Source organism: Paenibacillus vortex V453, from assembly GCF_000193415.1.
Taxonomy (GTDB): domain Bacteria; phylum Bacillota; class Bacilli; order Paenibacillales; family Paenibacillaceae; genus Paenibacillus_AQ; species Paenibacillus_AQ glucanolyticus.
In genome coordinates, this window is record NZ_ADHJ01000040.1 from 21,171 (window position 1) to 35,394 (window position 14,224).

The following is a 14,224-nucleotide window of genomic DNA, read 5'->3' on the forward strand; positions in this document are numbered from 1 at the left end:
CTGTCCTCCTAAACTGTTATTCTTCCGATCTCTTTTTTGCCCTGCTAGTTGAGCAGCTTCCTCGCCGTTTCACCGATAATGCGGATCCCCTTCTCGATGTTCTCGTCCGAGACGCGTGAGAAGCCGAGGCGCATCGTGTGATGACCTCCGCCATCGGTATGGAAAATATCACCCGGCGTGAATACGACGCCCTGGGCGGAGCAGGCAGCAAGCAGCTCCCGCGTCCGGAAATCCGGACCAAATTCAACAAACAGATGAAGTCCACCGTCTCCGGACAAGCGCTCCATCGGAATCCATTCCTCACAGCAGCGGATCGCAAGCTCATATTTTCGCTTATACTCCGCCTTGGCCCTTTTTAAATATTTCTCGAAGTTGCCGTTGTACAGATATTGATAGAGCAGGGATTGATCCAGCGTCGACGTATGGATGCTGCGGGCACGCTTCACACTTTCGAGATAATGAATCAGCGTCTTGTCGGCAAGCACCCAACCGACGCGCAGGCCAGGGAACAAAATTTTCGAGAAACTGCCCAAATAGATCACGCTGTTGTTCTCCCCGCCTGCACATGCAACGAGAGGGGCAATATGCGAGCCCGAATAACGCAGCTCCTCATTGAAACCATCTTCAATAACGGGAATCTGATACTCATTCAGCAATCGCAGAGCTTCAAGCCTCTTCTGGTGAGACATAACAATTCCTGTAGGATTATGATAGGAAGGCACAAGGTACGCCAGATCGTAAGGGCGCTTCGACAGCTCGCGTGCAAGCCCTGTCAGGCTGATGCCGTCCGGCTCCATCTCGACGCCGGTGATGTCGTACCCGTGCATTTTAAAATTTTTTATGGCTGTATGGTGGGTTGGATTCTCACACAGAATGCGTCCATGCCCCTGGTTCAAGGTCGATAAGACCAGGCTCAGCGCTTCTGTAAAACCGCTTGTGATAAGCAGATCCTTGCCCTGGATATTCACGCCCTTGTTCTCCATATAACGGAGAAGATAATCGATGAGCGGTTTATAACCCTTGGCATAACCGTAGTTAAGGAGAACCTCCCCTTCAAGCGACATCCGGTCCAGAAATGCACGCTTTACATTTTGCAGATCAAACAGCTTCTCATCGGGAGCGATGCTTGTAAAAGATATGGCGCCCTTCTCGGCGCGGATGCCATGCTTCATCAGATCATTCTCTTCCGCGAGCCGGGCGTAATCATTCAGACGCGGAGCCCAATCCAGCCGCTTACCTTCTAGCTGTACAGATACCCCACTTACCGACGGGACAACGAAATGTCCCTGCCCTTTGACCGCGTAGATATAGCCTTCGTCCTCCAAATCCGAGTAAGCGCTGAGCACCGTATTACGGCTAACCCGAAGTAAAACACTCAGCTCTCGCGTGGAGGGAAGCTTCTGATCCGCTTGCAGCGCACCGGTTGTCATCAAGCGCTTCATGTAATCCTTGACTTGAATATACGCCGGACGGTCATCCGCAAACTTGAAATCCAAATACATCGTATTACCCCCTTGCCTCTATGATGGCATAAATTCAGCTGCACCACTAGAACCACAGCAGACCTCTTTCGCCGAAGGCGTGGTTGGCCTTAATCGCCCATGAATCCCTCAACCACCTCTATGGGTTAAAAAAGGACTTTTACGTTGATAAGCAGAACTATATCATCTTCACTCAAATAAGGAGGCGATTGTTGCTTGTGAACCGATCTAAAATTATAATCAGTGATCCTCATTCCATGGTGGATGCTCCTATAAAGATATCTGCCGCTGGGATGCAGCCGCAAGAAACCGTAACATTCCATCTGATCAAAAAAATAAATGAGGAACGATATTTAGCCTCACAGGCGAGTTTTGTTGCAGACCCTGAAGGTAAAGTAGAGCTGGACCATCAAGCACCCATCCATGGCACATACTGCGGCGTGGATGGAATGGCCTTGTTTTGGTCCATGGAGCCTACCGTAAAGAATGCACTGACGCATGTTCTGGACGAAAAATATAATCAACCCGACACTCGTGATGAACTGTCGCCACAAACCTCGCTAATGCTGTTGGAAACTCATGATGAGATTGTGGCACATCAAGCTGTAACCCGCCATTGGACAAGCAATGATACTGTGAAGCAAACCGTGCGGGAAGCAGGTTTGATTGGGAACTTTTTTTATAACAAGGATTTGAAACCCAGACCCGGCATTATCGTTGTGGGCGGATCCGAGGGAGGCATGAACGAGAAAACCGCTGCCCTTCTGGCCTCGCACGGATTCTCGGTATTCGCGCTTGCCTATTTCGGCGTGGAGAATCTCCAAAAGCAGCTAAGGGATATACCACTTGAATACGTTGAATCGGCCATAAAATGGCTGCAGAAGCGATCTGAAATTCAGGCAGGAGGATTCGGAATTCACGGTACGTCAAGGGGCAGTGAACTTGCTCTGTGGTCAGCCGCCTTGTTTCCTGAAATCACAGCCGTTGTCTCCTTGAACGGATCAGCCGTATCGTTCAGCGGAATTGTCCCATGGAGTAATGATCCAACGCTTCCACCTGCATGGACCTACCAAGGCCAGCCGCTCCCCTATCTGCAGCCAGATAATCCAGTCCAATTGGCGAATGAATGCAAAGAAATGTGGATTAGCCAAAAGGGAAATCCTTTCCGTAAATGGCACGACGGGTTGTCCGCTAACATCGATTGGCTGGAGAGGGCAACCATCCCTTTAGAAAAAATAAACGGCGAAGTCTTAATGATATCGGGATCAGCCGATGAAAGCTGGGATTCTGCTGCTCTATCGGAGCAAGGATTACGGAGAAAAACACAAAACGATCCAGCAGCGATATCCAAGCATCTAATCTATGATGGGGCAGGCCATTACATCGGCATACCTTACTTGCGTGCGATTTCCCCCGATCCGGGAACCAAGCAGCAACTTGCGGAAGCCAGTGTGGACTCGTGGAAAAAAACAATCGAATTCTTTAAGCAGAGGTTATGTACATAAAACGAATGCCCCACGTTCACCGTTAAACGGTGAATGCGGGGCATTTTCAATATATTCACACGGGTTTGGATGGAGCTGCACTTGCCCTCCCGTTTACTTCACAACCATATTCGCCTTGATCTCCTCATTCATCCACTGCCGCTTCGACAGCAGCCATTCCATATCCCTGGGGTAGCACTTAAAGGTGATCGGCTCCTCCAGCCCTTCCTCCAGCGACTGCATGACGGCTTCTCGGCCGATCAGCGTCTCGAGCAGCTGAAGCGCTCTCAAATCCTGCAGTGCCTCCTGAAATACCTTCAGCCGAATGGATTCGATAGGCCCTTCTTCGCCAGGGTATACCACAAAAGCATCCCCGGAAGGAAAACCGCCGTCCGCATCCGTCACCTGGAATGGATCAATGGCGCGGCGCGAGTATTGCGAGTTCCAAAAGTTGTATCCCCAGTGCAGGAACCCCTCGATGTTGTACTTATACAGCTGAATGCCGAGAATCCGGTTTCTTGCCGACGGCAGATTGAAGAAGCGGTTCGATACCTCTTTGTACTGGGAACAGCAATAATAGGTCCACAATGGCGTTACTTGTTGGTCCAGAAAAGGCTCGATGTGGTTGCTTCCTGGAATCGGTCGCTTCACCAGTCCTTGCTCATAGAACGAAATATCGGATAAGGCATCAATAATTGGATAATCTGGCAGCAGTTCATTCATCAATCGGCTCGCATGACTATATGCCTCCAGATGGGAGACAGACGGCTCGTCGGATACATGGAAATAGCAGCGCTGTTTCAGTCCCCGGCTTTCGATCCAGCCGATCAGCGCCGGAATGAATTGCCTGATGAAGGCATGGTACGAAGATCCCATCGCATCCGTATCCCACCCGAACAGCTTCTCGCTCTTGCCGTTCACGTTGCCCATAATCTTCGGCGCATGCCGGGCTCCCCATTGCGTGAAGAGATGCGAGAACTCCAGGTATTGAATTCCATGAGCATCGCATAAGTCCGCCCAGCGGTCGAGTTTATCGAATGCAAACGCATACGTTCCATCTTCGCTAACAGCCACATCAACCAGTTGTACCGTGGGACGCTCCCCGCCCACTTCTGTATCCAGCGGAGGCGTAAACAAAGGCGTAAGGATCATATTGATCCCATGCCGGGCAGCAGTCCCCATAAATTGTCCCATCAAGGCCCAGTGACGCTCACTAAAAATCTCGACACCGTAATAGGCAGCCAGACAATCGGCATGAAACCATTCTGTATGAATCAGCGTTTGGGCAGGTAATGATGCCGGAATGACTTCCAGTGTGAAGACCTCTTCACCAAGCGACTCCCCCGAATCGGCTTCAAAGCGGATTCCTATTTCATATGTACCGCCCTTTACCTCATCCTCAGGCTGCACCGTAATCCATAGACTTCTCCACTGGTTCGGGTATCCTGTCACAACAGATTCTGCGGTCAAGGGCAGCAGCGGGTCCGGATACAGGCCCGGCGTGGATCTTAAGACAAATTCGTCATGATCATGGTACGCTGGCAGCTCCGATGGAACCAGACCAACGGAACGGACGATAATGTGCGGGCTTATCTCCGACTGAAGTATGACACGGATGTTTTTCAACAAGCGATTGGAACGGTAAGCGACCTGAAACGAAAACGTCTCATTACAAAATGCGGACCCGTTGTTATACGAACCTTGCAACAGTTCTTCATCGGCAAACACTTTGGACAAGGAGCTCAGAAGCCGGGTCTGGAACGTTACGGATTGGCTCATGCGCGATACATCCTCTCTACTGTGGAGTAAGGTCTGGTCTCACATACATCTTACACTAATCTGGAGGGAGCGGAAGGTGAACGAATCTTTTTTTGGAAAAATATGATTCGGTTTCGCAATCAGCCTATCAATCCCCAGCGCCCCTGTACACTTCAAAGCTGGACAGGCGCGGGCACCATCTCGATTCCATAATGGTCAGCCGAATATACTGAGAACGCACGGCAGAAAATCGACAGATGCGCTTGTGACCAACAACGGTGCCGGATTGAATCGGATGCCAGGTTCCATTTGCGATATATTCAAGCTCAAACCTCTCGATTCGTTGTCCATACCGATATTCAGCCAGCACAATATGATCGAAATCGATCTCACGTCCGAAGTCCAGTTCAATCACGGCATACTCGGTACCGTCCTCCGGACTCCAATACGTATCTCTGCTGCCATCCAGCATATGACGCGCGTCCCATCCCTGCTTGCTTTCCGATGCCGTTATATGTGCATCCGCTGCGAGATTGGTCCTGAACGTATTGCGAATGGCATCTCCAAGCTCCCGCAGCCGCTGCATGTCATGCTCATGAACCAGTCCCCGGGTATCCGGCGGAATATTGAGCAGAAAAGTCGCGTTGCCGCCAACCGATCCGTAATAGATATGGAGCAGTTCCTTCAGAGATCTAACCTTACCGTCCTCGGAAGCATGGTAGAACCACCCCGGACGGATGGACGTGTTGACTTCAGCCGGATACCACACCAGCTCCTGCTCGCCCTGAATGACATCACGGCTGCCCAGATCCTCTTCATCCGACTCATAACGGCGCGCAAACTCCCGATCGTCGGCTTGCTGCGATTTTTCCTGGATGGCTTCATTCTGGCGCAATGACGAAGGAACTACGCTCCATTCGGATTCTCTGCAGTGTCCCGCCTCATTCCCGCACCAGCGGATATCCGGCCCGCATACCGAGATGGCGGCGTTCGGCTGCAGCTCGCGAATCAGCGAGTAATACGCCTCCCAGTCGTATTCCTGACGCTTGCCGTTCGGTCCTTCACCGCAGGCACCGTCAAACCAGACGCAGAATAGATCGCCATAGCCGGTCAGCAGCTCTCGTAATTGATTCAGGAAGAATTGATTGTATCGCGCTGAATCTCCATATGACGGTTCATGCCGATCCCAAGGGGACAGGTAAATCCCGAATTTGATTCCGCCTCTTCTGCAAGCATCGGCAACCTCCTTCACCACATCGCCGAGCCCGCTTCGCCAAGGGCTGTTCCTCACGGTATGCTCCGTATAGCGGCTTGGCCAGAGACAGAACCCGTCATGATGCTTGCATGTGAGGATCAAGCCGCGCATGCCGGCACTGATACAGGCTTCAACCCACTGGTCAGCATCCAGCTGCTCGGGATTAAACCATGCGGGATCCTCTTTTCCGGTGCCCCATTCCATATCCGTGAACGTATTGATTGTAAAATGAAAGAAAGCATAAAACTCCGTCTCCTGTACGGCTAGTTGGCGCTCCGAGGGCTTAATGTTGGCAGCGTATTCAATGAAATTGTGCACGCGATAAACCTCCCATTCCTATCTATCCTTGGTTGTCTAATGCCTTCTGGTGAATTTCCAGATACTTATCCAGCTGCAGTCCTTTAAACCCGCTAACATATGCATCCCAATCCTTCTCAATATCCTTACTGCCGGTCACGAATTGGGCCAGGTTCGATTTCACGTAATCTTGAATAGTCTTCTGAATCTGAGCGATAAAGGTTGCATCGGCGGGATCGATAAATACGTCCGTCGGGTAGACCGCATCCGGCTTCGCAAATGGCTCGTATTTCTTCGCGGCAAGCCATAGGCGATATTCATAGGCTCCGTTGCCAAGCGGATCCGCCGGTGCCACAAAGGATTCCCGAAGCGAGTTCACCATCAGCATCGTGCCGAGCTGCCACCAGGTCACGTCAAGCGATCCATCGGGCACATCCCGTTTCAGCGCTTCGTATACGGCTGGCTTGCCATTGTAATCCAGAGCCCCGGACTCCGCCTTCCGCCAGCCGTCTCCTTCAAAACCCCACGAGGTCATCACAGTGCCTTCCTCGGAGAACAGGTAATCCGCCAGCTTAATCGCTGCCACCCGCTGCTCCTCTGTCGCTTTGTTTGTAATGACAAACGATCCGTCACCAGCACCTACGCTGTACCCTGCAAGCTGTACCCCGCCCGGACCTTTCAGCGGAGGCACGACATCGTATTCCTTATGACGCGGCTTCGCTTCCGTCGGTTCCAGCACACTGCTGATCAGTGCGTACCCAACGGTACCGACTACATTGTCCGTTTTGTTCCCGAGCTGCTTCACGGCATCCCCATTTTGCGTAAAGGCTCCCTTGTCGATCAGTCCTTCGCTGTATAGCTTGCGGAGGTACTTCAGCCCTTCCTTCCATTCGGGCTCAGCCGCGGACAAGATCACCCTGCCATCCTTGACACTTAAATAGGTTGTGCCGTTATTGTAGATGAAGGCATTCATCAAAAAAGCATCTACACCTCCACCCCACACATCAAGGGAGGTTGTCATCGGAATTTCATCCGCTTTGCCATTGCCATTCGGATCCTGCTCCTTGAAGGCTTTCAGCACTTCATAGAACTCATCGGTTGTTGTGGGCATCTCCAGCCCCAACTTATCGAGCCAGGTCGTATTGACCCACATCCGCTGACCATATGTGCAGTGCAGGCACTCATTCACCTTCGGAAGTGCATAAATATTCCCGTCCGGCGCAGTTATGGCCGGTTTTAAATAGGAAACTTCCTCCAGCGCTTTTTTGATGTTGGGTGCGTGCTGGTCAATTAAGTCATTTAACGGAATGAAAGCCCCCTGCATGCCATATTTGATCTGATCCGCCTTGGATATGCCGGCATTCATGATGAGGGCCGGATAATCCCCGCTTGCCAGCATCAACAGTTTCTTATCGTTGAATACCGCGTCGGGCGTTGTATTCCATTTAAATGTAATGCCCAGCTTATCTTCAATATGCTTGGAGAACGGATTGACATCCAGACTTTCAATCCCCGCTGTCTGAGGAGCAAACACCGATAATTCAACAGGTGCGCCTGACCCCGGGGAACTTGCCGAACCTTCAGTTCCTGTTTCACTCGTCCTTACCGGCAAGCTGATAGTACCACGTACTAACGGCCAGAATCAGACTTAAACATAATCCAGTGAACCTTCTCAAATCAATTCCTCCTTAATATGGAATACCCGCCCATTGATCTTGTATGAAACCGCTTTAGCAACGACCCCCAGTTTGTCTGAACATCAGAAATACCCTATTCTGCAATGTCGGCCTCACCCCCTCCATAACATCCGGTTAACTAAGGTTCATCCTTTCAAGGAGCCGATCATGACACCCTTGACAAAATACTTCTGCACAAACGGATAGATGATCAACACCGGCGCGCTTGCAACCACAATCAGCGAATATTTCAGCAAGTCCTTCAGTCCCTCACGAGCCAGAAGCTCATTCACATTGGTCACCATCTCCGAGCTGACGGAATTCAGAATCAAAATGTCCCTCAGGAATATCTGAAGCGGAAACAGGCTGCTGTCCTTGAGATAAATCAAGGCGTTGAAATAAGAATTCCAATGACCGACCGCATACATAAGTGCGAGCACAGCCAGGATCGGCTTGGAAAGCGGCAGGACGATTTTAATAAAAAAGGTAATGTCGCTGCTCCCATCCATCTCCGCAGCCTCGGCCAGTTCCTCTGGAATGGTGGTCTGAAAAAAGGTTCTGGCAATGATGACCTGAAATACGGCCAGCGCACCCGGTATAATCATGGCCCAGCGCGTATCGAGCATGCCCAGCGACTTCACGAGCAAATAGTTAGGAATCAATCCCCCGTCGAAAAACATCGTGAACACCAGCAGCATCATCACCATATTTCGAATGTAAAACGTCTTTCGGGCCAGCGGATAAGCAAGCATCACCGTGAACGCAACATTGACCATTGTGCCGACGACAGCATAGAACAAGGAGTTGCCAAACCCGATCAGAATGTTGGAATTCTGAAATACAGCTTTATACCCCATCAGCGTAATATCCACGGGCCACAGCCACACCTTGCCAGAGGATACTGCCGAAGGAGAACTGAAGGATGCGCTTACAATATGCAGCAGCGGAAACAGAATAACGATCAGAATGATGGCTAAGAACAGATATACGATGCCAAGAAATATCCGGTCTGCAGCGGACTCCCGTACTGTGGTTCTGCTCATGCGATTCCTCCTACCATAGACTTGTGGATGAGACTCTTCGGGATACGTAATTGACAATAACCAGCAAAATAAAATTGATCAACGAGTTGAACAAGCCGATTGCGGCCGAGAAACTGAAGTTTGCTCCAAGCAATCCGACCTTGTACACATAAGTGGAGATGACCTCGGACGTATTCTGATTGAGCGGATTTTGCATGAGATAAATTTTCTCAAAGCCGAGGCTCATCAGGTTGCCAAGATTCAGAATCAACAGGATGACGATGACGGGAACCAAGCTGGGAATATCGATATGGATGATTTTTTGGAGGCGGGTTGCACCATCCACCCTTGCTGCCTCATACAAATCGGGGTTAACTCCAGCCAAGGCCGCAATATAGATGATGGCGCCATATCCGGTGAACTGCCATACATCAGACCAGACATAAATCGATTTGAACAGCCCTGGAATGCCTAGGAAATCCACAGTCTCAAGCCCCAACGCCCGGTATAGATTGCTCATCAGCCCGGTATTTGGCGAGAGATTCACAATCAGAATGGAGACGATCACAACTGTTGATATGAAGTATGGGGCATACGTAACCATCTGGACGGTTTTCTTGAATCGGCCGTTCCTGATCTCATTCAGCGCCAGCGCCAACAGAATGGGGGCAGGGAAACCGACTAGGAGACCGTACAGGGAGATTTCCAGCGTGTTGCGGACATACTGCCAGAAGAACGGTGCCTCAAACAGCTGACTGAAATAATCGAAACCGATCCAGGGGCTGCCGAATATGCCTTGCACCACGTTGTATTCCTTAAACGCAATCAAGACGCCGAACATCGGAACGTATTTGAAGAGGATGATATAGAGCAGCGGGAAGAATATCAGCAGGTAAAACTGCCAGTGCCTCATCAGCTTCTTCTTCGTTCGGTTTACGGGCTTGTTCGGTGGTGCAGATGCACCTGCAGGTAATGTCATGACTTTGCTCATACGAGCCATCAGGTCACCCTCCTTCACTTCGTGATGACCTCAAGTTTAGAGGGAACACCTCGCCCCGTTCAATAAACAAGATTCTCCGGATCAACGTATTTCCGCTAAAAGAGACGCAGCACAATCCATACATGTAACGTCGAGCGATAAACCTTTTTCTCCACTAAACCAATCTCGCGTTATAGCAAAAAAGCCCGGCAGGACCGCAAAATCCGCAGGACTTTCTAAATGGCAAGGTCATGTATTAGAAGGGTTAGATCGAACGGTCGGCACCCGTAGTCCGAGTGTCTGAAGCCGCTTGCTCCCGGTAGTCACCCGGCGACATTCCCGTCATTTTTTTGAACATCCGCCCAAACGAGATGGCATTCGAATATCCGACTTCGGTGGCTATATCCTGCACGGGAAGCAATGTCTCTTGAAGCAGTTTCCGGGCATGATTCATCCGCAGCTCGATTAAATAATCCACAAATTTCTGTCCAGTCTCCTCGCGAAACAGCTTGCTCAGCGTCTTCCAGTTTATATCGAAGCGTTCGCTCAAATAATGGAGTGATAGGTCCGGGTTGCTCGAGTTCTGCTCCATAAACAAGCGTATTTTCAAAATCGCATCCGCATGATTGCGCCCTTGCATCAGGGCTGACATGCTCTTGAACAGGCTGGATAAAGCTTCCCCATAGCTATGCTCCAGCTGCTCCAGCGTCTCGGAAGATTGAAGAGCCCTCCTTAAGGCCGGCTGTCCCTCCTGTATCCACAAATCCTGAAACTCTTTGGCCATGCACGACATTTCCCGACCCAGCGAATACATCATGTAATCGGCCAAACTCACCACGCCGTCCCGGTCCAGCATATTCTGTTCAATGTTATGGATGAGGGTATCGTATTTCGCCTGCCAGTCCCCGTTAACAAGCCGGAAAGATTGAGCCATGGACCGGATCAGGTTCAGAAAATCAAAGGCATGGCCCCGCTCCTCGCCGGTTACTTGTGTATAATGAATGATTCGGTTCTCGCCGAGGATCATTTTGTACTTCAATGCGGTAAGTGCCTGCTCGTAGGACTCCGTGATGTCCGTGTACCGCTCCGCTATCTCCCCAATGCCAATTGTAATGGTCAGTTTAAGATACTCTTCCGTCCACAGGCGGGCATGCTCAAACAGCGCAACCATCTGCTGTTCAGCGTTCTGCTCCCGTGCCTCCGTTATGACGCCCAGCTTGGAGGCAGATATCCATTCTGTCCATATGACCGCTCCCTGTCCTGCAGCAATTTCCTGGACTGCGCTTTTCAGGGCAAACTTCATCAAATATTGGTCCTGCTGCAGGTATTGATCGCAGAACAGTGTGTATTTGTCGATCTCGATCACTTGAACCGTTAGCGGTTTGGACAAGTCAGGCAATCCCATGACATCGTGCTGCACGTTCCATTGCTCCAGGCTGGACGGGTACTGCCCTTCCATCAACTGCTGAAACAAATACGCTTTTCGCAGATGCAAATCCTCCCGATGCTGCTGTTGGAAGCTGTTCGACTGCTCCAGAATGCTCTCCAGCGCAGATTCGATAAAAGCAAATTCATCCTGTTTACTGCCATGGAGCAAGGAGCTTGTCTTGGACTGCGAATATTTCTGAATCCGGGACACGATGGCCTCAATGGGTTTATAATTTCTACGGGTCACCCATATAATCCAGACGATACCGGCTGCGCACATGAGTAGGCCGACCATAAACCATACATTGTATAGTTGGCTGACGAAATCCGCCATCTTGCCCCGGGTTAATCCTCCCTCATAAACCCAATTGGTATACGGAGACACCGCACGGGAGACCATTTCCCCATCCTCCGAGGCGGAGGTGCTTGCATTCATGGCATAACCTGCCGCATCCAACACATGAATAAAACTCACCTCGGGATTAACCATGCTGAGTATCATTTGATGTATGGCATCTGCCTTGATATTAATCGTTATGATGCCTTTGCCATGCGTAACGAAGGGCGCTTCACGTACAAGGGTCAGCACCTTCGATGCGTTATTAAAGCTGAATTCATGAAAATCCCTGACGCCACTCCACTTGGCTTCGCTGTTGGCCTGACTTAAATAGGGCCTGAGAAAGCTATAATCAGCATAATCCTGTAATTTGAAGGTGGATGAAGTGCTTAAGACAAACTCGTCCTCTGCCCGAACAAGCACCATAGAATCCACGAGCGGGTTGGAGACCTTGAACTGCTTCATCGCCTTCAGCGCCTGCATGTTTAAATAAACATTATCCTGATCCTCATGATTGAAAAACTCGGACATATCCGGGTTGAACAACAGTTCCTGCACCAGCATCTGGTCAATCGCTTTCAGCGAATTATCCACCGAGCGCATCGCCTGCTGAATCATCATCTCATTGGCTTGAATCGCGCCTTGCCGCGACTGTTCGCCGAGCATTTGGAAAAATACAAAAAACACAAAGGAAATCACGATAAAGAAGACCGGCATATACGATAAAAGCTGTCGGTAAAACCACGCTTTTCTTCCCATAGGCATCCCCCTGAGTGATAGAATTCCTAATCCGATTCATCGATTGGAAGTAATTTCATCATAGAAGAACGCCCGGGGTTTACCAACACTTTTTTGGACAAGTCATGAAAAACACGTCTAAAGCATCACTACTTGCATAGCATGGACTGGATCTTAATCCTATGGTATTTATCCTTACCCTTAACTGTGTGGTAATTCAGAGGATCCGCCCACCGCCGATATTCGGAGACTACGGATTGGGAGGATTGGGAGGAGTGGGCACAGCGGGTTCTCCCTCGCGGCCCAGCCGCCGGCTTGCCGTTTCCCTGCGTCCCGTCGCTGGAACATGGGCTCCGGCTTTCGCCAGACCGAACCTCGGCATATTGTTATATACACATTCGTATTGACCTTGATCGATGAGATAGGATTCGTGAAAAATACCAACGTCCCCACCCGTTCCAACCTTGCGGTTGAAGTCCCTCCAGGCGGTCAGATGTTTGGCTCCATGACGGGCATAATGCTCCAGGTGTTCGAAACTTCTCCAATATTGAATGAGGGTAACTCCCCGCCACGACAAATGAAAAGTGCCATCCAAAAATCCAAGCTCCTCTTTGTTCCGGTACAGCTCCTGAGTCATGGGGGACATGGCGTTCACCACAGGCAGCCATTTATGCACCGACCACCATTTATTAATCCGCATCCCGATCACAAATACAACGAAGGGTCCATCTATGTGTGCGGTATAACGCCCTGGGATTACCTTGCTCATACGTGTGTATCACTCCTCTTTTTTCGTTTCCAGCAGGCCCAGATGGGTCTCGTAAAAACGTTCTATGTCTGTTGAATTGTACAGCTGTGCCGTTAGAAATGCGCCGTAAAAAACCGTGAAACCTATCTGCACGGCCTGCTCCAAGGTCAAGGCTTTATTGAGGTTACCGGCCTGGGCTTCTTCCTTCATGAATTGCTGGAACAATTCGTACATATTGGGCGATAAGCTACCGGCTTCCTCTTGGCCGGGAAAGAGCAGCGTCACCTCCGCCGGGCTAAGCTCAGGCATGCTGGGCTGCATGTTCTGCTCGGCCAGAAAGGAGATCAGGCTCGGCATCATCCCCGGCCTCACCTGATGTTCCTTCGCCACCTGGGACAACAGATGGCGAAATGCCTGAAATCCCTTTTTACCTTCCGTCTCAATCTCAATGATCCGCTCGGTCAGCCATATCCGCATGAAATAAACCAGGATATCCTCTTTGCGCTGGTAGAACTTGAAAAAGGTAACCTTTGAAAGCTCTGCCCTCCGGCAGATGTCCTCCAGCATGACTTGGCTGAACATCCGACCCTGCATCAGGGACAATCCCGCTTCATACAGCGTGATTTTGTTTTTGGCTTTTTTTAATTCTCTTAATGGGATATCTGAATGTGTTGTCAATGCTCGCACCACCTTTTAGATTAACCTATGTAAATAAATTAACATAAGTTAATTTATTTTGTCAAAGTAAAGTGAGAGGGGCTATTTGCTTAATGTGCCAGCAGACGTGTCGATGTTCATACCACCGGGGCTTAACTGACCTCAGGTACGTTATTCACCCGATTTATGCCCATCACACTTTCTAACGGACTCCACAGCCGCTATTCAGCTTGAAAGCGACCAAAAAGTCGTCTGTTATAGAGAATAACGGCTCTCATGTCCATTAGATCCGCCGAAACCCCTTTTTCCAGGAAAGAGGGTGTCCTCAGTCCGCTAAACTGCTGGAGTCATCCGATTACCTGCT

At 50.2% G+C, this 14,224-nt stretch carries 10 protein-coding genes; 1 reads left to right on the top strand and 9 read right to left on the bottom strand.

Features of this window, described 5'->3' with window-relative positions:
• Positions 1-44: 44 nt before the first annotated feature.
• Entirely contained in the window at positions 45-1,502 is a 1,458-nt protein-coding gene (locus tag PVOR_RS22365; protein WP_006211769.1) for an aminotransferase-like domain-containing protein, read from the bottom strand.
• Positions 1,503-1,699: 197 nt separating this feature from the next.
• Here PVOR_RS22365 and PVOR_RS22370 point away from each other — a divergent pair, with 197 nt between their 5' ends.
• Positions 1,700-2,986: an acyl-CoA thioesterase/bile acid-CoA:amino acid N-acyltransferase family protein gene (locus tag PVOR_RS22370; RefSeq protein WP_234973063.1), complete on the top strand. Its 1,287-nt coding sequence runs from the start codon at positions 1,700-1,702 to the stop codon at positions 2,984-2,986.
• Between the two features lie 93 nt (positions 2,987-3,079).
• On the opposite strand, the gene PVOR_RS22375 is transcribed toward PVOR_RS22370, so the two are convergent.
• The 8 genes from PVOR_RS22375 to PVOR_RS22410 all read right to left on the bottom strand — a co-directional run bounded on the left by PVOR_RS22375 (position 3,080) and on the right by PVOR_RS22410 (position 13,881).
• Positions 3,080-4,744: a DUF4091 domain-containing protein gene (locus PVOR_RS22375; protein WP_006211771.1), complete on the bottom strand. Its 1,665-nt coding sequence runs from the start codon at positions 4,742-4,744 to the stop codon at positions 3,080-3,082.
• A gap of 127 nt (positions 4,745-4,871) precedes the next feature.
• Entirely contained in the window at positions 4,872-6,296 is a 1,425-nt protein-coding gene (locus tag PVOR_RS22380) for an alpha-L-fucosidase (RefSeq protein WP_006211772.1), read from the bottom strand.
• A 22-nt stretch (positions 6,297-6,318) separates the two neighbouring features.
• Positions 6,319-7,887, bottom strand: coding sequence for an ABC transporter substrate-binding protein (locus PVOR_RS22385; RefSeq protein ID WP_006211773.1), 1,569 nt, complete (start codon positions 7,885-7,887; stop codon positions 6,319-6,321).
• Between the two features lie 210 nt (positions 7,888-8,097).
• On the bottom strand, positions 8,098-8,994 hold the full coding sequence (locus PVOR_RS22390; RefSeq protein ID WP_006211774.1) for a carbohydrate ABC transporter permease: 897 nt from the start codon (positions 8,992-8,994) through the stop codon (positions 8,098-8,100).
• Positions 8,995-9,004: 10 nt separating this feature from the next.
• Entirely contained in the window at positions 9,005-9,973 is a 969-nt protein-coding gene (locus tag PVOR_RS22395) for an ABC transporter permease (RefSeq protein ID WP_006211775.1), read from the bottom strand.
• A gap of 244 nt (positions 9,974-10,217) precedes the next feature.
• Positions 10,218-12,476: a helix-turn-helix domain-containing protein gene (locus PVOR_RS22400; RefSeq protein ID WP_006211776.1), complete on the bottom strand. Its 2,259-nt coding sequence runs from the start codon at positions 12,474-12,476 to the stop codon at positions 10,218-10,220.
• Between the two features lie 229 nt (positions 12,477-12,705).
• Complete coding sequence (locus PVOR_RS22405) at positions 12,706-13,224, bottom strand: DUF4188 domain-containing protein (protein ID WP_006211777.1); 519 nt, start codon at positions 13,222-13,224, stop codon at positions 12,706-12,708.
• Positions 13,225-13,233: 9 nt separating this feature from the next.
• Complete coding sequence (locus tag PVOR_RS22410) at positions 13,234-13,881, bottom strand: TetR/AcrR family transcriptional regulator (RefSeq protein WP_006211778.1); 648 nt, start codon at positions 13,879-13,881, stop codon at positions 13,234-13,236.
• Positions 13,882-14,224: the final 343 nt, after the last annotated feature.

What these genes read in the sequence shown, in the direction of transcription:
- PVOR_RS22390 (WP_006211774.1), bottom strand. Translation starts at nt 8,994, where the DNA reads ATGAGCAGAACCACAGTACGGGAGTCCGCTGCAGACCGGATATTTCTT.
- PVOR_RS22395 (WP_006211775.1), bottom strand. Translation starts at nt 9,973, where the DNA reads ATGGCTCGTATGAGCAAAGTCATGACATTACCTGCAGGTGCATCTGCA.
- PVOR_RS22375 (WP_006211771.1), bottom strand. Translation starts at nt 4,744, where the DNA reads ATGAGCCAATCCGTAACGTTCCAGACCCGGCTTCTGAGCTCCTTGTCC.
- PVOR_RS22400 (WP_006211776.1), bottom strand. Translation starts at nt 12,476, where the DNA reads ATGGGAAGAAAAGCGTGGTTTTACCGACAGCTTTTATCGTATATGCCG.
- PVOR_RS22405 (WP_006211777.1), bottom strand. Translation starts at nt 13,224, where the DNA reads ATGAGCAAGGTAATCCCAGGGCGTTATACCGCACACATAGATGGACCC.
- PVOR_RS22365 (WP_006211769.1), bottom strand. Translation starts at nt 1,502, where the DNA reads ATGTATTTGGATTTCAAGTTTGCGGATGACCGTCCGGCGTATATTCAA.